This window comes from Arthrobacter sp. Z4-13, from assembly GCF_054792705.1.
The window spans coordinates 227123-247507 of sequence record NZ_CP096459.1 but is presented as its reverse complement, the minus strand read 5'-3'; the positions used below and the strand labels follow the sequence as shown (position 1 = coordinate 247507).

18 protein-coding genes and 1 tRNA gene are annotated in these 20385 nt (G+C 65.7%); 7 read left to right on the top strand and 12 right to left on the bottom strand.

The features are described 5' to 3' along the window. Positions 1 to 3 precede the first annotated feature (3 nt). On the bottom strand, positions 4 to 699 hold the full coding sequence (locus tag M1E07_RS02990; protein WP_461188821.1) for an L-ribulose-5-phosphate 4-epimerase: 696 nt from the start codon (positions 697 to 699) through the stop codon (positions 4 to 6). Beyond that, positions 696 to 2444, bottom strand: a complete 1749-nt coding sequence (araB, locus tag M1E07_RS02985) for a ribulokinase (protein ID WP_461188820.1) — start codon at positions 2442 to 2444, stop codon at positions 696 to 698. The genes M1E07_RS02990 and araB overlap by 4 nt, the downstream gene beginning before the upstream one ends. A gap of 185 nt (positions 2445 to 2629) precedes the next feature. Here araB and M1E07_RS02980 point away from each other — a divergent pair, with 185 nt between their 5' ends. After that, on the top strand, positions 2630 to 3109 hold the full coding sequence (locus M1E07_RS02980; RefSeq protein WP_461188819.1) for a hypothetical protein: 480 nt from the start codon (positions 2630 to 2632) through the stop codon (positions 3107 to 3109). Here M1E07_RS02980 and mmuM read toward each other — a convergent pair. From mmuM to M1E07_RS02965, 3 genes are all read right to left on the bottom strand, one after another. Beyond that, positions 3106 to 4068, bottom strand: a complete 963-nt coding sequence (mmuM, locus tag M1E07_RS02975) for a homocysteine S-methyltransferase (RefSeq protein ID WP_461188818.1) — start codon at positions 4066 to 4068, stop codon at positions 3106 to 3108. The two genes, M1E07_RS02980 and mmuM, sit on opposite strands and share 4 nt — an antisense overlap. 44 nt (positions 4069 to 4112) lie before the next feature. Continuing rightward, on the bottom strand, positions 4113 to 5129 hold the full coding sequence (locus M1E07_RS02970; RefSeq protein WP_461188817.1) for a LacI family DNA-binding transcriptional regulator: 1017 nt from the start codon (positions 5127 to 5129) through the stop codon (positions 4113 to 4115). An 89-nt stretch (positions 5130 to 5218) separates the two neighbouring features. Beyond that, a tRNA-Lys gene (locus M1E07_RS02965) sits at positions 5219 to 5291 on the bottom strand. Between the two features lie 188 nt (positions 5292 to 5479). Between M1E07_RS02965 and M1E07_RS02960 the strand changes: the two genes are divergently transcribed. From M1E07_RS02960 to M1E07_RS02945, 4 genes are all read left to right on the top strand, one after another. Continuing rightward, complete coding sequence (locus tag M1E07_RS02960; protein WP_461188816.1) at positions 5480 to 6139, top strand: hypothetical protein; 660 nt, start codon at positions 5480 to 5482, stop codon at positions 6137 to 6139. A gap of 310 nt (positions 6140 to 6449) precedes the next feature. Beyond that, the gene (locus tag M1E07_RS02955) at positions 6450 to 7067 is read left to right on the top strand and encodes a nuclease PIN (protein WP_461188815.1); all 618 of its coding nucleotides are present in this window, start codon (positions 6450 to 6452) and stop codon (positions 7065 to 7067) included. Position 7068: 1 nt separating this feature from the next. Then, entirely contained in the window at positions 7069 to 8082 is a 1014-nt protein-coding gene (locus M1E07_RS02950) for an inorganic phosphate transporter (protein ID WP_461188814.1), read from the top strand. Positions 8083 to 8334: 252 nt separating this feature from the next. After that, the gene (locus M1E07_RS02945; protein ID WP_461188813.1) at positions 8335 to 8742 is read left to right on the top strand and encodes a hypothetical protein; all 408 of its coding nucleotides are present in this window, start codon (positions 8335 to 8337) and stop codon (positions 8740 to 8742) included. Between the two features lie 30 nt (positions 8743 to 8772). Here the strand turns inward: M1E07_RS02945 and pstB are convergent, their stop codons facing one another. From pstB to pstS, 4 genes are all read right to left on the bottom strand, one after another. Further along, complete coding sequence (gene pstB / locus M1E07_RS02940; protein WP_461188812.1) at positions 8773 to 9552, bottom strand: phosphate ABC transporter ATP-binding protein PstB; 780 nt, start codon at positions 9550 to 9552, stop codon at positions 8773 to 8775. 71 nt (positions 9553 to 9623) lie between these two features. After that, entirely contained in the window at positions 9624 to 10736 is a 1113-nt protein-coding gene (pstA, locus tag M1E07_RS02935) for a phosphate ABC transporter permease PstA (protein WP_461188811.1), read from the bottom strand. Further along, positions 10737 to 11669 carry a phosphate ABC transporter permease subunit PstC gene (gene pstC, locus M1E07_RS02930; protein ID WP_461188810.1) on the bottom strand — a complete coding sequence of 311 codons (933 nt, stop codon included), beginning with the start codon at positions 11667 to 11669 and terminating at the stop codon, positions 10737 to 10739. A 105-nt stretch (positions 11670 to 11774) separates the two neighbouring features. After that, complete coding sequence (pstS, locus tag M1E07_RS02925; RefSeq protein WP_461188809.1) at positions 11775 to 12893, bottom strand: phosphate ABC transporter substrate-binding protein PstS; 1119 nt, start codon at positions 12891 to 12893, stop codon at positions 11775 to 11777. Between the two features lie 251 nt (positions 12894 to 13144). Here pstS and M1E07_RS02920 point away from each other — a divergent pair, with 251 nt between their 5' ends. Then, positions 13145 to 14272, top strand: a complete 1128-nt coding sequence (locus M1E07_RS02920; RefSeq protein WP_461188808.1) for an FUSC family protein — start codon at positions 13145 to 13147, stop codon at positions 14270 to 14272. On the opposite strand, the gene M1E07_RS02915 is transcribed toward M1E07_RS02920, so the two are convergent. The 3 genes from M1E07_RS02915 to M1E07_RS02905 all read right to left on the bottom strand — a co-directional run bounded on the left by M1E07_RS02915 (position 14269) and on the right by M1E07_RS02905 (position 18658). Continuing rightward, the gene (locus M1E07_RS02915) at positions 14269 to 15135 is read right to left on the bottom strand and encodes a PRD domain-containing protein (protein WP_461188807.1); all 867 of its coding nucleotides are present in this window, start codon (positions 15133 to 15135) and stop codon (positions 14269 to 14271) included. The two genes, M1E07_RS02920 and M1E07_RS02915, sit on opposite strands and share 4 nt — an antisense overlap. Positions 15136 to 15268: 133 nt before the next feature. Beyond that, the gene (locus M1E07_RS02910; RefSeq protein ID WP_461188806.1) at positions 15269 to 16690 is read right to left on the bottom strand and encodes a glycoside hydrolase family 1 protein; all 1422 of its coding nucleotides are present in this window, start codon (positions 16688 to 16690) and stop codon (positions 15269 to 15271) included. 42 nt (positions 16691 to 16732) lie between these two features. Beyond that, positions 16733 to 18658, bottom strand: a complete 1926-nt coding sequence (locus M1E07_RS02905) for a beta-glucoside-specific PTS transporter subunit IIABC (RefSeq protein WP_461188805.1) — start codon at positions 18656 to 18658, stop codon at positions 16733 to 16735. A gap of 240 nt (positions 18659 to 18898) precedes the next feature. Between M1E07_RS02905 and radA the strand changes: the two genes are divergently transcribed. Beyond that, complete coding sequence (gene radA, locus M1E07_RS02900) at positions 18899 to 20272, top strand: DNA repair protein RadA (RefSeq protein WP_461188804.1); 1374 nt, start codon at positions 18899 to 18901, stop codon at positions 20270 to 20272. Positions 20273 to 20385 lie beyond the last annotated feature (113 nt).

Below are 20385 nucleotides of genomic sequence, written 5' to 3'. Positions count from 1 at the left end.
CTGTTACTGGCCGTAGACGTTCTGGTAGCGGGCATAGAGGGAGTCGACGTGGCCCTGGTCGATGGGGAGAGGCTCGCCCAGCTGCCGTGCGATGTGGACCGTGCGGGCCACTTCCTCGCACATGACTGCCGCTTTCACCGCTGACTTGGCATCCTTGCCGATGGTGAACGGTCCGTGGTTCTGCATCAGCACGGCCGGGGAATTGGAGTTCTTCAACGTCTCCACGATGCCGTGGCCGATTGAATCATCGCCGATCAGCGCGAACGGCCCCACCGGGATGGACCCGCCGAACTCATCGCTCATCATGGTCAGGACGCACGGGATCGCCTCTCCACGCGCGGCCCACGCAGTGGCGTAGGTGGAGTGCGTGTGCACCACCCCGCCCACCTCGGGCATATGCCGGTAAACGTAGGCATGCGCGGCAGTGTCCGACGACGGCGACAGGGCCGGGTTGCTCCATTCACCTGTTGCGTCGCCCTCCACGGGCACCCCGTAAAGATCCGTGACCACCATCTGTTGCGGGGTCAGATCCTGGTAGGAGACGCCGGAGGGCTTGATCACCATGAGGTCGCTGCCGGGAACCCTGGCAGAGACGTTCCCCGCCGTCCACACCACCAGTTCGTAACGTGTCAACTCGGCGTGCAGGGCGCACACTTCCTCGCGGACCCGGGCAATGGTGTCCAGGATTCCGGCGCTCACGCTGACACCTCCGCAGCGACTGCGGAAGAGTTGGCCGCAGCTTCAAAAACAGAACCGGCCGCCCTCCGCTGGATGGCCTTCAGCCGGTGCATCACGTTGTTGCTGCCGCGGCCGAAGTAATCGTGCAAGGTCTTGTACTCCTGGAACAGCTCCTCGTACGCAGCCACGTTCTCCGGGATAGGACTGTAGACCTCGCCGGGTTCAGAGCCCATGGCCGCGGCGGCTTCGCGGATGTTTGTGTACTTTCCCGCCGCGACGGCGGCGTGGATGGCGGAGCCGAGGGCCGGGCCCTGGGCCGAACCGATCGTTGACAGCTGCAGGTTGGTGGCATCCGCGTAGATCTGCATCAGGAGCGGGTTCTTGAGCAGGCCGCCGGCCACGATGAACTCCTTGACCGGGACGCCGGAATCGCGAAAGGCGTCCACTATAGTCCGCGTGCCGAAGGCGGTGGCTTCGAGCAGTGCGCGGTACGTATCTTCGGGGCGCGTCGCCAGGGTCTGCCCCACCACGATGCCGGACAGTTCGTGATCCACCAGCACTGAGCGATTGCCCGAGTGCCAGTCCAGCGCGACCAGGCCATGCTCGCCGATGGCCTGTTGGGAGGCCAGTTGCGTGAGGTATTCGTGAATGCCGAGGCCGGCTGCTTCGGCTGACTCATGGTATTCGGGCGGCACACCGTACTTCGTGAACCAGGCGAAGATGTCGCCTACGCCGGACTGGCCGGCTTCATAGCCCCAAAGTCCGTCCACGATTCCGCCGTCCACCACCCCGCACATGCCGGGCACTTCGCGCAGTTCGGTGCCGTTCATGACGTGGCACGTGGAGGTGCCCATGATGGCCACCAACTGGCCGGGATCCACTGCCCGCGCAGCAGGAGCGGTGACGTGGGCGTCCACGTTGCCCACGGCGACGGCGATACCCTCGGGCAGGCCGGTCCAGGCAGCAGCCGCAGCGGTGAGATACCCGGCGGCTTCGCCGAGGCGGCCGATGGTGTGCTCAAGCTTGGTGCTGACAAAACCCTTGAACTGGGGATTCAGGGCCGCCAGGAAGTCCTCCGACGGGTAACGGCCGTCCTGGTAAATGCCCTTGTACCCGGCAGTGCAGGCATTGCGGACGTACTGGCCGCACAGCTGCCAGACGATCCAGTCGGCAGCTTCAACCCAGTGGTCCATCTCCGCGTAGGCTTCCGGGTCCTCCTCCAGGAGTTGCAGTCCCTTGGCGAACTCCCACTCCGAGGAAATCAGCCCGCCGTAGCGCGGCAGCCACTCCTCGCCCCGTTCGGCAGCCAACTGGTTGATCCGGTCGGCCTGGCCCTGCGCGGCGTGGTGGCGCCACAGCTTTACGTAGGCATGGGGCCGGTTTTCGAACCCGGGGACTTCATTCAGCGGGGTGCCGTCCGCCTTGGCCGGCACCATGGTGCAGGCAGTGAAGTCCGTGGCAATTCCGACGACGGCGGCAGGGTCAATCCCTGCCTCGGCGACAGCGGCCGGCACCGCAACCCGCAGGACATCGCGGTAGTCGTTGGGTACTTGAAGCGCCCATTCTCCAGGGAGCCGGGCGGCTGGCTTGCCGGAGACTTCCGCCAGGTCTTTGGGAAGGCGGTCCGTAACCACCGCATGGGGGTACTCGTACACCCCGCTGCCGAGTTCCTTGCCGTCGCGGACGCGGACCACCACGGCCCGGCCCGAGAGCGTTCCATAGTCCACACCGATGACGTAGCTGTCCGGGTCCACTGTGACGTCCATTGAAAGTTCCTCCGATAGTTGCCGCAGCTTCGCGGCCCCTTCGATTGTGAGCGCTAACAAGATGGATGTCAATGCTCGCTTCGAAAGCTTTCCCTGCACATGGAGGCGGATACGCGGAGAAAGTGTGGGACGCTGCCAAAGGGGGTAAGGACAGAACGAAGCCCAGCAGAACCGGAAGGAGCTCGATGGAGGACGCGGAACCACGTGCCCGCGCCGGCTCTTTTGCCTGGCTTGCTGGCCCACTCTCCACCGGCCTCGGACTGGCTGCCCACTTTGCGGGCGGAGGCCCCGCGCCCAGCCTCATGATTCTTGGGGCACTGGCCGCGCTGCTTGGCATGGTGGCGGCAATCCTGGGGCGCTTCCCGCTGCCGGGCTGGGCATTGCTGCTTCTGTGCGGAGTGGCCCAGCAGCTGCTTCACCTGGGGTTCGCGGTATTTTCCGGCGGCTCGGGAAACGGGCTCTCAGGGCACGGGCACGGCGGAGTCAGCCAGGAACCAACGCCGGCCGGCGAGACGGCCGCGCCCGTGGGCTATTCACTGCATTTGATGCTTTACCTGCACATGGCCGCGGCGTTGGCATCGTATGCCGCTATCACTTACTGGCCCCGGCTTGCCGGCTGGTCCCGCCGCATCCCGGCGGGCAGGCAAGGCTCCCCCGCAGCTTAGGACCTGGCCACGACACCGGCCAGGGCAGCAATGTCCTGCGGGGAGGTCCGGCAGCAGCCGCCCACCATCCGCGCCCCGAGTTGGAGCCACGTTTCGGCCCCTTCGGCAAGGCTGCCGGGCCGGCGGGGGTCAGCCGCACCGGCAGCCAGCGGGGCAGCCAACCAGGTCTTGGTGGCTGCGTCATAGGTCTCACCCGAGTTGGGGTAGGCGATCAGCGGCTTCCGGGTGGCTTGTCCCAGTGCGTCCAGCGCCGGGGAGACCAAGTCGAGCGGCACGCAGTTCACGCCGAGGGCGGCCACCAGCGGCTCTTCATCTACGATCGCCGCCACCTGCTCCAAGGGGGTGCCGTCACTGATATGCGCCCCGTCCCGCAGCGTAAACGTCAGCCAGGAATCGACGTCGAACTCCTTGACCAGTTCCAGCAGGGCCTCCGCCTCGGGAAGGGACGGCAGCGTTTCGCAGGCAAGGACGTCCGCTCCAGCCTCCACCAGGGCTGCGATCCGCGGCCGATGGAACTCCAGGAACTTCCTCCGGCTGAGGATACAGTCGCCGCGGTACTCGGAGCCGTCCGCAAGGTAGGCCCCGTACGGCCCGACGGAACCGGCAACCAGGAGCGGGGCGGCGTCCGGATCTCCCGCCAGGTATTCGCGGCGCGCTTCATCGGCCAGGCGGACGCTTAGTGCCACCAGCTCCAGGGCCCTGGCTTCCGGGATGCCGCGGCGGGCAAACCCCAAGGGCGTTGCCTGGTAGCTGGCCGTGATGGCAACCCGCGCTCCTGCCCGGAAGTAGTCCAGATGGACCTGCCGGACGAGCTCCGGCTGCTCCAGCAGGACTTTTGCGGACCACAAAGGGTCCTCAAGGTTGCAGCCGTGCGCCTCAAGCTCCGTGGCCAGTGCCCCGTCAACTGCCAGGGTTTCTCCGGCGCCGAGAAGGCGGGACAGGGCGCTGTTGCGGGGCATTTGTTCAGGCTGGGGCATCTGTTCAGGCTAGCGTGAAGCAGGCCCTATTGGCTGGGCGGGGCTGCACTCTCCCGGCGCACCAACTCCGGGATGACGACAGTTGAGCTGACGGCGGCGCCCGCCTCAATCTCTTTCAGCATGGCGTCCATGCAGCGCCTGCCGAGCTCTTCGAAGTCCTGCCGCACGGTGGTGAGCGGCGGGGTGAAGTAGCCGGACTCCGGCTGGTCGTCGAACCCCACCACGGAGACGTCGTCGGGCACTCGGACCCCTGCCTCGTTGAAGGCGCGCAGCACCCCGAGGGCCATCTGGTCATTGCCCACGAAGACAGCGGTGGCAGTGCGTTCCGCTGCCAACTGCCGCCCGATCGCGTAGCCGCTGCCCGCGCTCCAGTCGCCTTCCAGCAGCAGGTCGTCCTGAAGCCCTGCGTGCTGGAGTGCAGCGCGCCAGCCCTCGGTGCGCAGGGCGCCGTCGATCCAGTCCGCCGGCCCGGCAACGTGCCCGATCCGGCTGTGTCCCAGTTCGATGAGATGCCCGACGGCGATCTCCGCCCCGCGCCTCTGGTCCACCATCGCCCCGCTCACGGCTTCGTTGCCCACCGAGCCGACGGCCACCACCGGCACACCGGGATTGAACTCCTCCAGGATGCGCAGGGTTTCGGTATGCGGCACCAGGACGGCGATCCCGTCCACCGCCTGGTCCAGGAAATGCCGCAGCGCATCGAAGATCGCGTCCCTGCCCACGGAACGCAGCGCGGCAATGCTGACGAAGTAGCCGGCGTCCCGGGCGGCCTGCTCCACTCCGAGCAGGGTGTTGGCCGGGCCGTACTGGGAAAGCTCGCTGCCGAGCACACCGATAGTCTGCGAGCGCCGGGTGACGAGGCTGCGGGCTGCGGTGTTCCGTCGGTAGCCGAGTTCAGCGATGGCCGCCTCGACCTTGTCGCGGGTTGCTTTGCTGACATTGGGGTGGCCGTTGACCACCCTGGAAACGGTCTGGTGCGAGACGCCGGCAAGTTCGGCCACGTCCTCAAGACGCGGCAGCCGGCCGGTGCTGCTTTTTGTCATGTCCCCATTGTGCCGGTTGCCGCCAACAAAAAATCCCCCGGCGGCCTCGGGGAGGCTGCCGGGGGATTTCCCGCTCTTCGCTAAAAGAGTGGGCCCTGTGGGGCTCGAACCCACGACCCACGGATTAAAAGTCCGATGCTCTACCAACTGAGCTAAAGGCCCCAGCCGGGCTGCTTCGGCACAATGTGCCGGCCAACCCGGCCCATCCATTTCTGGACGTTAATACTCTAACCCATGGCCAGGGCACCATTCGCACACAGGCCTGGCCCCGCCGTCGGGCCTGCGATGGCGCCCGGCGGCAATGTCCTGATGCTCGATTTCCCGCTGGGCACAGGAGTAGCGTGGGGGGCATGAGCGAGCAAACAGGTTCCAGTCATTACGGCGGCGCCAACCGGCACCACAAGCCGAAGCCTTTCGCGCCCGTCGACTTCGAACCCTTCGCCGGCGGCGCCGACCCCGCCCGCGTGTCCGAAGCCGCGCACCTGGCTGCCCAGGCGCTGGTCCGCCACGGGCGGGACAGCGACGACCCCGTGGTGACCGATCGGTTGGTCAAGCTTGCCGACGAGCAGGGCCTGGAGGCGATCGCGGAGATGTGGGCCGAGAGCCCGGCCCGTTCATTGCCCGGCGCGCTGTGGCGGCTGTATGCCCTGCGCGCGGCCACCGTCCAGGACCCGGAGCGCATCTCGGTGTACTTCCGCGCGGGCAAGGACACCGCGCAGGTCTCCAACGTGGTAGCCGGCGCCGCCGAACCTCCCGGAGCTGACGAAATGAAAGTGATGGCTGACGCCATCCTTTCGGGCGCGTTCGACGGCGAGTTCGACGTTGCGCTGGAACGTTCCGCTGCCTTCTGCCGCGTGGTGGCCCTCGGCCAGGCCACTCTCGCCGACGGTGCCGAGCACGGCAACGAGGCGCACGCCAGCAGGCTCACCCGCAACTCCCATCAGCTGGTGAAAACCGCTGAGGACCTCGAGCACGCTGCCAACGCATGGCGCCTGGGTGAGCTGGACTGACCGAACCCCACTGGCCCAAGGGCCCGTATCTGTCAATGTTGACTTGGGCCAACCAACGTAGAACACTGAAACTGGTGCCGAGCCGCGAAACCCCCGGGCTTCAACATTCAGCCGCCTAGAGCGGCCTACCGCCGAGAGGCGTATCCGGTTCGGCACCATTTTTCTGCCCAATTGCCGTTTGCCCGTTTCCTGTTTGCCCATTTCGGGGGTGCAGTTACAGGCCGGTAGAGTTAGCGTCAGTTGCGCGCCGGGGTCAAGTCACACGGCAGGCAACTTCCGCCCTGTACTTATCCCGGAGACCGGTTACTACGTGAAGCTGCGCCTTTTTCCCCAGGAGCCCGCCGGGCTGAACCTCTTATCGCAGATGGCGCAGCAGATCGTGCTGGCCAGCGCCACCCTGGCCGAAATCCTCGGCGTACCCGCCGCAGAGCACAGCAAGCTTGTCGAAGACATGCACAACCACGAGGCCAGGTCCGCCGAGCTGCACTTTGCCCTCCTGACCCACATGCGCACCAGCTTTGTAAACCCGCTCCCCCGCGAAGACATGTACGCCCTGTCCCGCTACCTCAATGAGGCCATCGAGAAGCTGGATGCCGCTGGGGAACTCGTGGCGTTGTACCGGCTGGAGCGGCTGCCCAAGCGTGCCGCGGACCAGCTGGAAATCATCAGCAGGCAGGCCGAGCTCACCGTGGACGCCATGCGGCGGCTCGACAACCTGGACGACCTGGAGGATTACTGGATCGAGATCCTTCGCCTGGCCAAGCGCGCCGAACGGACGCACCGGGTGTGGGTGGCGGACATGATCAGTGACATGAAGTGGGCGCAGTACTCAAGGAACCGCGATGTCGCCAACCAGCTGGTGGACGTCACCAAGGACATGCGGCGCATTGCCACCCAGGTAGGCAGCATCATCGTCAAGGAATCCTGAGGTGACGGCAGTCGCTTTCGGCGCGGTGGTCCTGCTGGCAGCCGTATTCGCGTTCGTCAACGGTTTCCGCGACGTCTCCACTTCGGTGGCACTAGCCGTCCGGACCCGCGCACTCACACCCAGCGTGGCAGTGCTGCTGGCTGCCTTCTTTAACTTCCTTGGCGCCCTGTTGAGCGCCCTCCTGGCCGTGGCTGTCAGCCAGACCTGGATCCACCTGCCCGCCGGGACGGACGGCCTCAGCATCCTGCTCGCCGGGCTGGGCAGTGCCGTCGTTTGGGGCATCCTGCTGTGGTGGCGGGGCATTCCGGCCTCTTCCACGCACGCTTTGGTGGGTGGCCTTGCCGGGGCCGGGCTCGCCAGCCTCGCAGTGGGCGGGACCGGCGTGGGCGGGGCGGACCACTCCCTGTTGTTCCAGGTGGTCCTGCCGCTGGTGCTGTCGCCGCTGGTGGCCTACAGCGGCGCCTTCCTGCTGGTGTACCCGGCCACCTGGGCTGCCCGCTATACACAACCCAACGTGGTCAACCAGCGGTTCCGCCGGAGCCAGTCCATAGCTGCCGGGGCGGTGGCCTTTGGCCACGGCCTGCAGGATGGGCAACGGATCAGCGCCGTGCTGATCCTCGCCCTGCTGGCAGCGGGCTATTCCGACGGCGGCACTGTTCCCGTGTGGGTGGCGCTGCTGACGGCGGTGATGATCACTGCCGGCACGCTGTACGGGGGCTGGCGGATCTCGCACACCATCGGCTACAAAATCACCAAGGTTGATCCGTTGCGCGGCTCGGTGGCGCAGATCTTCAGCGCCATCATGCTGTTTGTGGGTGCCATTGGCCTGCAGTGGCCGCTCTCCACCACGCATACAGTCACCTCCGGGGTGCTGGGAGCCGGCGAGAACCAGAACTTTTCGGTGACCAACCGGAAGCTGGTGATCCGCATCGTGGCGCTCTGGATCCTGACGCCGGCGGCGACGGCTGCCCTTGCCTTTGTCCTGGCCCTGGCATTGTCCCCGCTGGCGAACTGAGCGGAGCCACCGCGTTTCCGGGCTTGGGACGACGGCGTCAGCGTCACCGTCAGCGGCCAGAGGAACCTGGCTTTCCATCCGGTGGAAATATGCTGCCCTATACAGGCTGACCCGTCTGACGTAGATTCGAAAGTACGCCCCCACGCGCCGCTGCCGGGGCCGACATCCGCCGCCCCGGGTCCAGGGCCGCGGACCAACGCCGCTGCAGAATACCGGCGGCCCGGATGCACAGCGCGGAAAAGAGCAGGCCTCGTGTCCAACTCGAATCCCCGGCACTCGCTGCCCCAGCCACGGCATATGGAATGCGAAATCTGCGGGACGGAACACCACCTCACCATCCACGCCATCGCAGCGATGGGGGCAGCCAACGGCGACCTGGTCACCGTTTCCTACACCTGCAGTGATTGCCGCCGGTTCCATGAACACCTGGCGTATGCGGCGGACGTGGCCGCGGCCCTGCACCAGGTGCGCTGGATGGCCAAGGTGATCCTGTTCGGTGATGAGTACGTCCACTGCGGCTTCCCCATGGAGGCAGCCGGGTTCGAAATTGAACGCCTTTGCTACCGCACCGGCAGCGGCAGCGGCGGACTCAGCGCCGTCTCACTTCCCACCAGGGTCCTGCGCTGCCGGTGCGGCTTCCAGCTGGAAGTGCCTGAGTAGCGCCCGACAGCGGCTACTCAGGCTGCGGCTTTACCCGAACCGGCCGGAGACGTAGTCCTCAGTTGCCTTCTGGGTGGGGTTGCTGAAGATGGTGTGGGTGTCGCCGACCTCGATCAGCTTGCCGGGCTTGCCGGTGCCCGCGATATTGAAGAAAGCGGTCCGGTCCGAGACGCGGGCTGCCTGCTGCATGTTGTGGGTCACGATCACCACGGTGTACTGGTCCTTGAGCTCGTTGATGAGGTCCTCGATGGCCAGGGTGGAGATGGGGTCCAGTGCAGAGCAGGGCTCATCCATCAGGATCACCTGCGGTTCCACGGCAATGGCCCGGGCAATGCAGAGCCGCTGCTGCTGGCCGCCCGAGAGGCCCGACCCGGGCTTGTCCAGGCGGTCCTTGACCTCATTCCACAGGTTCGCGCCCTTCAGCGAGCGTTCCACCAGGACGTCGGCCTCGCCCTTGGAAATCTTTTTGTTGTTCAGCTTCACGCCGGCCAGCACGTTGTCCCGGATGGACATGGTGGGGAACGGGTTGGGCCGCTGGAAGACCATGCCGATCTGCGAGCGGACGGTGACGGGATCCACGCCGGGGCCGTACAGGTTGTCGCCGTCGAGCAGGACCTCGCCCTCCACGCGGGCACCGGGAAGCACCTCGTGCATGCGGTTCAGGGTCCGCAGGAAGGTGGACTTACCGCAGCCGGACGGGCCGATGAACGCGGTGACGGACTTGGCCTCGATGTTGATGGTGACGTCTTCCACCGCGAGGAAATCGCCGTAGTACACGTTCAGGTCCTTGACGTCGATGCGCTTAGACATGATGTTCCTTCACTAACTGGGTATGAATTGAAGTCTATTGTCCGGCCCGGAGGACCGGAAGGAGCAGGCGGTCAGCGGCCTGTTTTGGGGGCGAAGACCCTGGCGATCAGCCGTGCGCCCAGATTGAGGATCATCACCAGGATGATCAGCACCAGGGCGGCACCCCAGGCCCGCTGTGACGACGGGTCCGGGTTGGCCGGTGACGTGGGGTTCAGGATCTGGGTGTAGATGAACGTGGGCAGCGAGGCCATCCAGCCGCTGAACACGTTGGAGTTGATGCTGGTGGCGAAGCCCGCGGTCACCAGAATGGGCGCGGTTTCGCCGATGACGCGGGCGATCGCCAGGGTGACGCCGGACGCGATGCCGGAGATCGCCGTCGGGATGACCACCTTGACGATGGTCCGCCACTTGCGCACGCCCAGGGCGTACGCGGCTTCACGCAGTTCATTGGGAACGATCTTCAGCATTTCCTCGCTGGACCGCACCACCACGGGGATCATCAGCACGGACAGCGCGACGGCGGCCACGGCGCCGGTCTTGGTGCCTGGGCCCACCACGGCGAAGAAGAAGGCTGCGGCGAAGAGGCCGGCCACGATGGACGGGATGCCTGTCATCACGTCGACGAAGAACGTGATGGCCCGTGCGAGCCGGCCGTCGTTGCCGTACTCCACTAGGTAGATGGCGGTCAGCAGCCCCACCGGGACTGAGATGGCGGTGGCCAGCAGCGTGATCTGCACAGTGCCCAGGAGGGCGTGGTAGATGCCGCCCAGGACCGGGGTGCCCTGCTCAACTGCACGGTTGTCGAAAACACCGGTGACGCCGTTCATGGAGGTGCCGAGGAAGCCCGGGGTGAGTAGTCCAGGTACACCATTGACCAGCACGGTCCAGATCACCGAGAAGAGCGGGAGCAGGGCCACCAGGAAGGATCCCACCACCAGGCAGGTGGCGAGCTTGTCCTTCGCCTTGCGGGAACCTTCCACCGCTGCGCTCCAGGACACGAGGCCGATAGCGAACAGGATCGCGGAGACGATGCCCCAGCCGAACGGATTGAAACCGACCAGGGCGAGGATGGCCGCAGCAACGATCAGCGCGACGGCCAGGACCACGTAGGGCGCGTATTTGGGCAGTTGGCCCTTGGTAAGCGCCGAGCGCTTGCTGCGGACGGGAGTAAGCGTGGAGGTCATTTAGTTGGCTCCCGAGAATTCTTTGTGCCGGGTGATGATCCAGCGCGCGATCATGTTCACGGCCAGGGTGATAACGAACAGGACCAGGCCGGCGGCGATCAGCGTGCTGACCTTGAGTCCGCTGGCCTCAGGGAAGTTCAGGGCGATCTCGGCCGCGATGGTCTGGTTGCCGGATTGGATCAGGCTTGCGGTCAGGGCGCCGGAGGACAGCACCAGGGCGACGGCCATGGTCTCGCCGAGGGCGCGCCCCAGCCCCAGCATGACGGCGCTGATAATGCCCGGGCGGGCGAAGGGCAGGACTGACATCTTGATCATTTCCCAGCGGGTGGCGCCCAGGGCAAGGGCGGCTTCCTCATGCAGCTTGGGGGTCTGGAGGAAGATCTCGCGGGACAGTGAGGTGATGATGGGCAGCACCATGACGGAGAGGACGATGCCGGCCGTGAGGATGGTCTTGCCGGTGGCCGAGGCCGGGCCCTGGAAGATCGGCAGCCAGCCCATGTTTGCGGCGAGCCAGTTGTAGGCCGGGGAGATTTCCTTGGCCAGGAACGCTGCACCCCAGGCGCCGTAAATGACCGACGGGATGGCAGCGAGCAGGTCCACGACGTACCCGAGGCCGGACGCGAGCCCGCGCGGGGCGAAGTGCGAGATAAACAGCGCGACGCCGATGGCGATGGGCGTGGCGATGACCAGCGCGATGACGGCTGCGATAAGCGTGCCGATCACGATGGGCCAGATGTAGGCGAAGAAGCCTTCACCGCCCTGGATCTCGGCGGCCGGTGCGGTCAGCGCCGGGATCGCCTGGACCACCAGGAAAAGTGCGACGCCGAAGAGGACGGCGAGGATGAGGCAGCCGGCGGCCAGCGCGGCACCCGAAAAGATTTTGTCCCCGGCGCGGCCGGCGCCCTGGGTGCTGGTCAGGGAGGTGGCGGTCATTCGACGGCCCTTCGATCGATTACTGGGAGGGGAAGAGGCTGTGTCCAAAGCCAAGTTCCCCGCACTGCCTCTCGGCAGGCGGGGAACCCGGTTTCAGAGCGGTTATTAGGACTTGACCTTGATGGACTCGATGGCCGCGGTAGCCTTCTCGGCCAAGGCCGGGGAGAGCGGTGCGGACTTGGCGGAATCCGCGGCGGCCTGCTGGCCTTCCCCGGAGACTACGTAGTTCTCGAAGGCCTTGACCAGGTCAACGGTTTCCTGCTTGTCGTATGCGCTGCAGACCACGTGGTAGGAAACGAGGACCACCGGGTAAGCGCCGGCAGCGGTGGTCTTGCGGTCCAGCTTGATGGAAACGTCGGTGCTGGCGCGGCCTTCAACGGGCGTGCCTGCTTCCACGGCCTTGGCTGCTGCTTCAGCAGAGATCTTGACGAATTCCTCGCCCACCTTGATGGACGCGGTACCGAGGGTGCCGCCAACAGCGGAGTCGTCGGCGTAGGTCACGGCACCGGGGGTGTCGGTGACGGTCTTGACCACACCGGAGGTGCCCTTGGCGTTCTCGCCCTGCAGGGTTGCAGGCCAGACGCCATCGGACTCGTCCGTCCAGACCTCAGGAGCTGCCGAGGCCAGGTAGTCGGTGAAGTTGGTGGTGGTGCCGGAGTCGTCCGAGCGGTTCACCGGGGTGACCTTGAGGTCGGGCAGGGCAACGCCCTCGTTCAGGGCCGCGATGGCGGGATCGTTCCACTTGGCGATTTCGCCGCGGAAGATCTTGGCCACCGTGGCGGCGTCGAGCTTCAGCTCGGTGATACCGGGGAGGTTGAAGGCCACGGCGATCGGGGAGATGTAGACCGGGATGTTGATGGCGCCGTCGGGACCGCACACGGCCTTGGAGCTCTCGAGCTCTTCGTCCTTGAGGTAGGCGTCCGAACCGGCGAACTGTGCCGAACCGTCGATGAGGGCCTTGCGGCCTGCGCCGGAGCCGTCCGGGGAGTACTGCACGGTGGCGCCCTGGTTTGCGGACGCGAAGCCGGCCTTCCAGGCGTCCATGGCTGCACCGGTGGAGGAAGCGCCGATGCCGGTGAGGGTGCCGGTGACCTTGGTTCCGGACGTCTGGGTGCCGGCGGGTGCGGTGCCCGTGGCGTTGTCTGAACCGCAGGCGGTGAGCGCGAGAGCGCCGGCTGCGATAACAGCGATAGCCGCGTGGCGGCCGAAGCGGAGTGCCTTCACTAGATGTACCCCTTCCAGGGTTATTCAGTGCGGACAGGGACGGAGAACCCTGCAGCGCGATGCGTACGTTTTGTACCTTCATCGAAGTTAGGGGGCGCAGGTAAAGGGATGGGCTGCCCAAAGTGAACGGAACGTTAACGACGGCGGGATTTTGGCTTACAAGTACCGGGTTCCCATTGCGCAGATCACATGTCCGGCCGTAGTACGCAGGTGGGAAAGTATTCCGGCCGGGCAGCAATAGACTGGACGTCATGGCTCCCGCAGCAGGACTCTCAGCAGGCAGGCGTTTCCTGCACGGACGTATCCGCACTGGCCTGATCCGCAGCCGCAATTCCCTGTTTCCGGGGGTCCAGATGACGGTCTGCGCCGTGGGCGCCTATGCCTTCGCCGAGTACGTCCTTGGGCACTCCGGCCCCCTGTTCGCAGCCACTTCCTCCTTGATTGCCCTGGGTTTCTCGCGGGAGCCGCGGCTGCGGCGCGTGCTGGAAGTGGGACTGGGCTGCACTATAGGGATCGCGGTAGGTGATCTGCTCCTGCATTGGCTGGGCGGCGGGATCTGGCAGGCCGCCGTCGTCCTTCTGTTCTCCATCCTGCTGGCCCGCTTTCTGGACAGCGGAAATATCTTCACCACCCAGCTGGCCCTGCAGTCGCTGCTGGTAGTGCTGCTGCCGGCGCCGTCCGGCGGGCCGTTCACACGGAGCATCGACGCAGTGATCGGTGGGCTGTTCGCCCTGTTGGTGACTATCCTGGCGCCCAAGGACCCGCGCCGGGAGCCCCGCAGGGACGTCCAAAAACTTTTGCACGAGCTCGCCGAAGTACTGCGTGAATGTGCCGATGCCCTGGTGGACAGCGATTCGACAAGGGCCTGGCACGCGCTGGTCCGCGGCCGGAACTGCCAGCCGCTGGTGGATGGCATGCGGCATTCCCTGCGGGCGTCCGGCGAGGTGGCCAGGCTTGCCCCTGCTTACAGGAGGCACAGGGAAGAACTGGACCGGCTGAAGGAGTCTTTGGATTTCATCGATTTGGCGTTGCGGAACAGCCGGGTCTTTGCGCGCCGGCTGACCAGCGCCATCAACCACGCAGCCCTTTCCGACGAGGCAACGGAAAACATCGCGGAGGTGCTGCAGGAGACGGCTGCCGCGATTGATGAGCTTTCACTGGGCCTGGCGGAAACGCACGACGGCGTCCGCCGCGCCCACCTGCGCACCGCCCGCCGGGACCTGAGCGAGATAGCCCTGCGCCTGCATCCGAAGCTGCTGGAGGTGCAGAGGCTGGAAGGCGAAACCGTGGTGATGCTGTACCGCCCGCTGATGGTGGACCTGCTGGAGGCCGCCGGCATGGACGCGCGTGAGGCGCGGGACGTGCTTCCTGCGCTTTAGCGGCCGGTTTCCGCACCCTGGCTGAGGCGCAGGTCGTCGGCCATTCGGGCCACGTGAAGGGTCAGGTACGTCACTTCGTCATCGGTGAGAGGCTGGCCGAGGCGGAGTTCCAGGACAGCCTGCAGCTTCAAGGCGGTGCCGAACGCCTCTGGGTAGGCTTCGCGGATGGCCGACCCCAGTCCGGTTGCTCCTTCCGCCAACTGCCGTCCGGTGTGCGCACGCACAAAGAAGTAGCGGAGGTGCGTGATGAAGCGGGCGGCGTTGACTGTTTCCCGGTCGAACGCCCGCCCATAGGCCTGCTCCAGGACCTCGAAGAGTTGCGCGAAGACGCCGGTCATTTGATAGGTGTAGGACAGGTCGCCGCTGGCGAAGCCTGCATTGACCAGGTGGAGTGCCACTGCAACGGACTCGTCGCGGGGCAGCTGTTCCTCGAGCCTGTCGTTGACGAAGCCAACGATCTGCTGCCCCATCCGCAGCTCGTGCGGGTACAGGTGGGCAATCTCGGCCCGGAGCGGGTATTCGATGTTCAGGCCCTGCTGCAACCGCTTGATGGCGAAGCTCAGGTGGTCCGCGAGCGCCACAACGGTGGTGGAGTTTAGTGGCCCTGCCATTCCGCCGCGGGCAATTTCCAGCGCCTGGTCGGCCAGCGCGATGTGTTCGGGCGGAATGGCTGCCACCAGGGCGCCGAAGTTATCGGCGTTGCGCCCGTCCTCCGGAACGAAGACGCGTACCACCTTGGCTTCATCCACCTGTTGGCCGGGTTTGGCCTGGAACCCGATGCCGCGGCCGGTGAGGATGACCTCTCCCCTGTCGGCGGCACGGGCGAGGACGACGTTGTTGTTGAAAACGCGCAACACCTCCACGTCGTCCTCCTTTCGTCATTGAGCGGAACCGGTGGCCAGCCTTGAGTTTTCGGACAGATACGGCGGCTTTGGGGCGCTGTTGGCCACCGTACCTGTCCGAAGACTCTGCTGGCGCTAGTCTTTCAGACTGGCGCTAGTTCTTCAGGCTCGCGCCGTTGGTGGCGATGACTTCCTTGTACCACCCGTAGGACTTCTTCGGGTAGCGCTCAAGGGAGCCGGTGCCGTCGTCGTTGCGGTCCACGTAGATGAAGCCGTAGCGCTTGCTCATCTGCGCGGTGGAGGCACTGACCACGTCGATGCATCCCCACGCGGTGTAGCCCAGGAGCTGCACCCCATCGTCCACGGCCTCACGGGCCTGCACCAGGTGGTCGTTGAGGTACGCAATGCGGTAATCGTCGATGACGGTCCTGGCCCCGTCCACCTCCACGAGCTGGTCCTTGGCGCCGACGCCGTTTTCCACAATGAAGAGCGGCTTCTGCCAGCGGTCCCAGTAGTCATTGAGCGCCACCCGCAAGCCCTGCGGGTCGATCTGCCAGCCCCACTCGGAAGCCTTGAGGGTGGGGTTGGGAACGCCGCCCATGATGTTTCCCGGGCCCTTGACCTTCTTGGCGGGATCGGCCGTCTCGCAGATGCTCATGTAGTAGCTGAAGGAGACAAAGTCCACCGTGTTCTTCAGGTCCTCGCGGTCCTGCGCGGTGATGTCCAGCTCGATGCCGTTGTCACGGAAGTAGCGCAGCAGGTAGCCGGGGTACTCGCCGCGGCAGTGGATGTCACCGAACGCGTAGCTGTCCTGCCCCGTGTGCATCGCGGCCACAACGTCGGAGGGGTCCGGCGTCAGCGGGTAGGTGGGCAGGGCGATGATCATGCAACCAACCTGGGCGCCGGGCATCAGTTCGTGGGCCAGCTTGGTGGCCCGCGCCGAAGCCACCAATTCGTGGTGGATGGCCTGGTAGAGGTCCTGCCTGGTGAGCTGTTCCTTGGGTGTGGGGATGCCGCCGGACAGGAACGGCTCGTGGATCACCGAGTTGATCTCGTTGAACGTCAGCCAGTACTTCACCCGGCCGCCGAAGTGCTCAAAGAGGGTGCGGCAGTAGCGTTCGTAGAAGCCGATCAGCTCGCGGTTGGTCCAGCCGTTGTACTTCCGTGCCAGGTGGAGCGGGGTCTCGTAGTGGCTGATGGTCACCAGCGGTTCGATGCCGTGCTTCTCGAGTTCATCAAGGAGCCGGGAGTAGTACGCGAGGCCCTCGGCGTTGGGGGTTTCCTCGTCGCCGAGCGGGAAGATCCGGCTCCACGCGATGGAAAAGCGGAACACCTTGAATCCCAGGTCCGCGAAGAGGGCGATGTCTTCTTCGTAGCGGTGGTAGAAGTCGATCGCCACCTGTTTGAGGTTCTCCGGCGTCGGGCCTTCCGTGGGAGTTTCGGTGATTCCCTTGGGCATCACGTCCTGGATGGAGAGGCCTTTGCCGCCCTCGTTGTAGGCGCCTTCGATCTGGTTGGCGGCGGTAGCGCCGCCCCAGAGGAATCCGTCGGGGAAAGTGGTGGTCACAGTAATCATTCCTTCATCAGTAGGACTGGAAAGTGGAGACGGGAGGTGGACTCAGACCTGGACGGTGATGGCGGTGTCGCCCTGGGCAAGCGTGCCGCCGGCCACCGGCTCCACGCTGCCCAGCTGGGCAGTGTTGGTGACCATCACCAGGGTGGTGGTGTCGTAGCCCGCTTCGGTCACCACGCCAAGATCGACGACGGCGAGCAGGTCGCCTGCGCGGACCTGCTGGCCGCGGGTGACGGCGGACTCGAAACCGCGGCCCTGCAACTGGACGGTGTCGATGCCGATGTGGACCAGGACCTCCACGCCGTCATCGGACTTGATGCCGAAGGCGTGGCCGGTTTTCATGGCCGCCTTGATGGAGCCGGAGATCGGCGAGTAGATGCGGCCGTCGGCCGGAATGATGCCCAGGCCCTTGCCCATGGCCCCGGACGCGAACACCTTGTCCTTGACGTCGGCCAGGGCCACCGCCTGCCCGGCAACGGGCGCGAGGATCTGGACACTGCCGGTGGCAGTGCCGGTCTCGGCGGTCGCAGCGGAAGCCGGGACGGGCTCAGTTGCCGCCTGCATATCCGCAGCGGCTTCGGGAACGGAGGTGCCGGCGTCGGACGCTGCCGCTGCCTCCTCACGGGGACCGAAGAAGAAGGTCAACAGGAAGGCAATGGCGATTGCAGCGCCCGTGCCCAACAGCTGCAGGGCGAAGTTGCCGACGGTGCTGAAGGCGGGAAGACCGAGGAGGGACGGGAACACAAACGCCGTGGCGCCGCTGCCGCCGGCAGCTGCGATCGCGCCGCCGATGACGCCGCCCGCGATGCCGAAGTAAAACGGCTTCTTCAGCGGCAGGTTGACGCCGTAAATGGCGGGTTCGGTGATGCCTGCAAGGAATCCGGACAGTGCTGCCGGGCCGGCAACGGCGCGGCGGGCCTTGTTGCGGGTGCGGAACATGACAGCGAGGGTTGCGCCGGCCTGGCTCAGCACGGCTGCCAGCAGCGGACCGAGGAGGAGGGAGTAGCCCTGGGTGGCGATCTCGTTCAGCATGCCCGGAACCAGGCCCCAGTGCAGGCCGAAGAGGACAAAGACCTGCCAGAAACCGCCCATGATGCCGCCGGCGAGCCACGGCGCGAAGGTGAAGGCCGCGTTGATGCCTGCCGAGAGGCCCTGGGCGGCAAGGGTTGTGACGGGACCGACGGTCAGCAGGACCAACGGGACCATAACCAGCAGGGTCAGCAGCGGCGTGGTGAAGTTGCGGATGGCCGACGGCAGCACGCGGGTGAGGAAGCGCTCCAGGTAGCCCTGCAGCCAGACCGCCACGATGATCGGGAGGACGGAACTGGTGTAGTTCATCATCACCACGGGGATGCCGGCGAAGTTCACCGGTTCGGCCTGCGCGGCGAGGGCCACGATGCTCGGGTAGACCAGTGCGCCGGCGATGGCCATTGACGTGAACTGGTTGGTCTTGAACCGTTTCGCGGCGGTGACTGCCAGGAAGATCGGCAGGAAGTAGAAGAGGGCGTCCGCTGTGGCTGCCAGGATCACGTTGGTCTGCGACGCGGGGTCCAGCCAGCCGAACTGGGTGGCCATACTAAGGAATGCCTTGAGCAGGCCTGCTGCGGCCAGCGGCCAGATGACCGGGGAGAAGATCGAGGAGATCAGGTCGATGAAGCGGTTGAAGAGGTTGCCGTGCGCAACCGGTTCATCGTCTGAACCGGCCTCGTCTCCGGTCAGCTTGGTGATCTTGCCGAGCTCGGCGTAGACCGTGGGGACGTTGTTGCCGATGACCACCTGGTACTGTCCGCCGGCCTTCATCACAGTGATCACGCCGGGCAGTTTTTCGATGGCGGCCGTATTCGCTTTTGCGTCGTCCCGCAGCTTGAGCCGGAGCCGGGTTGCGCAGTGGGTGGCGCTGGCGACGTTTTTCTCGCCGCCCACTCCCTGCAAGATATCCTCGGCCAGCGACCGGTAGTCCACACTTGGCATGTCAGACCTCTCTGTCTATTTTTGGGCATAAAAAAAGACCCGAGACGCACGTATTGTGCTTCTCAGGTCTTGCCCCGTTTCCGGGTAACAATCCTGTAGGCGAAATTGCCTTCGACGTTCGACTATACAGGTGGGCGCGGTCACCGGCAAGTGCTTTCCCCGGTTTGCTTTGGTTTGCCCGGCCGCCTGGTCTGCCAGCGCAAGCGGGGAATGTCAGTGCCCGCCACTAGGGTGGAACCCATGGCAACAAAGACTTTCCGGGCTTCCAAGGCGCCCGCCTACAAGTGCGCCGAGTGCGGCTGGACCACCGTCAAATGGGTGGGCCGGTGCGGCGAGTGCCAGGCGTGGGGCACCGTTGAGGAAACGGGGACCGCCGTTGCGCGTACGACGGCGGCAACAACGGTTGCGGAGCCCGCCCGCCGAATTGCCGAGGTGGACGCGACCACTGCTGCGTTCCTGCCTACCGGCGTCGATGAACTGGACCGGGTGCTGGGCGGCGGCCTGGTGCCGGGGGCCGTCATCCTGCTGGCCGGTGAACCTGGCGTGGGCAAGTCAACGCTGCTGCTGGACGTCGCTGCGAAGTTTGCCCGGACGGCGCAGGACGTCCTCTATGTCACCGGCGAGGAGTCCGCGGCGCAGGTGAAGCTCCGTGCCGAGCGCATCGACGCGGTGGCTGAATCGCTGTATCTTTCGGCGGAAACGGATTTGGGCCAGGCGCTGGGGCAGGTTGAGAAGATCGAGCCGCGGCTCCTGATCGTGGACTCCGTGCAGACCCTCAGCAGTGCCGATGTGGACGGCAGCGCCGGCGGCGTTTCGCAGGTCCGGGAAGTTGCTGCGTCCATCATTGCCGCGGCGAAGCGGAGGAACATGACCACCCTGTTGGTCGGCCACGTGACCAAGGATGGCTCCATCGCGGGGCCGCGGCTGCTGGAGCACCTGGTGGACGTGGTGTGCCAGTTCGAGGGCGAACGCCACTCCCGGTTGCGGCTGCTTCGCGCCGTCAAGAACCGTTACGGACCTACCGACGACGTCGGCTGCTTCGACCTGAACGAAAACGGCATTGAAGGTCTCGCCGATCCCAGCGGTTTGTTTGTCAGCCGCACCAAGGAGCCGGTCTCGGGCACGTGCATTACCGTGACGATGGAAGGCCGGCGTCCGCTGCTGGCCGAGGTGCAGTCGCTGCTCGCCGAAAGCCCCAACTCGCAGCCGCGGAGGGCCACCAGCGGCCTGGACAGTTCCCGGGTTTCCATGCTGCTGGCCGTGCTGCAGCAGCGCGCGGGCACCTTGCTGCACAAGGACGATTCATACGTGGCCACAGTGGGCGGGGTGAAGCTGAGCGAACCGGCCACGGACCTTGCTGTTGCCCTTGCTGTGGCTTCGGCGAAGGCCCGCAAACCGCTGCCCATCCGGCTGATTGCCTTCGGCGAGGTGGGCCTCGCAGGTGAGGTCCGCCCGGTCCCCGGCATCAACCAACGCATCCAGGAGGCCCACCGGCTGGGATTCACCCACGCCGTTGTCCCCGCAAGCCACACCGGGCCGGGCCCGGTGCCGGCCGGTTTCTCGGTCCGCGAAGTGGAGCACTTGACGGAGGCCCTGAGTCTGCTGATTGGATAGGGCTTACTGCTTAGGGATCGCTTGCCGGCGGTGAAAGGCGGGCCAGGTCCTGCTGTCACCGGTACTCTGGGGACTACCTTCAGGCAGCTGGAGGTATCTAATTCTGCGCTGGG

Bases quoted from the DNA above. Each gene is read 5' to 3' on its own strand.
- araB (WP_461188820.1), bottom strand. From the start codon at position 2,444: ATGGACGTCACAGTGGACCCGGACAGCTACGTCATCGGTGTGGACTAT.
- M1E07_RS02980 (WP_461188819.1), top strand. From the start codon at position 2,630: ATGGAGGACGCGGAACCACGTGCCCGCGCCGGCTCTTTTGCCTGGCTT.
- mmuM (WP_461188818.1), bottom strand. From the start codon at position 4,068: ATGCCCCGCAACAGCGCCCTGTCCCGCCTTCTCGGCGCCGGAGAAACC.
- M1E07_RS02970 (WP_461188817.1), bottom strand. From the start codon at position 5,129: ATGACAAAAAGCAGCACCGGCCGGCTGCCGCGTCTTGAGGACGTGGCC.
- M1E07_RS02960 (WP_461188816.1), top strand. From the start codon at position 5,480: ATGAGCGAGCAAACAGGTTCCAGTCATTACGGCGGCGCCAACCGGCAC.
- pstB (WP_461188812.1), bottom strand. From the start codon at position 9,552: ATGTCTAAGCGCATCGACGTCAAGGACCTGAACGTGTACTACGGCGAT.
- pstA (WP_461188811.1), bottom strand. From the start codon at position 10,736: ATGACCTCCACGCTTACTCCCGTCCGCAGCAAGCGCTCGGCGCTTACC.
- pstC (WP_461188810.1), bottom strand. From the start codon at position 11,669: ATGACCGCCACCTCCCTGACCAGCACCCAGGGCGCCGGCCGCGCCGGG.
- M1E07_RS02920 (WP_461188808.1), top strand. From the start codon at position 13,145: ATGGCTCCCGCAGCAGGACTCTCAGCAGGCAGGCGTTTCCTGCACGGA.
- M1E07_RS02910 (WP_461188806.1), bottom strand. From the start codon at position 16,690: ATGATTACTGTGACCACCACTTTCCCCGACGGATTCCTCTGGGGCGGC.
- M1E07_RS02905 (WP_461188805.1), bottom strand. From the start codon at position 18,658: ATGCCAAGTGTGGACTACCGGTCGCTGGCCGAGGATATCTTGCAGGGA.
- radA (WP_461188804.1), top strand. From the start codon at position 18,899: ATGGCAACAAAGACTTTCCGGGCTTCCAAGGCGCCCGCCTACAAGTGC.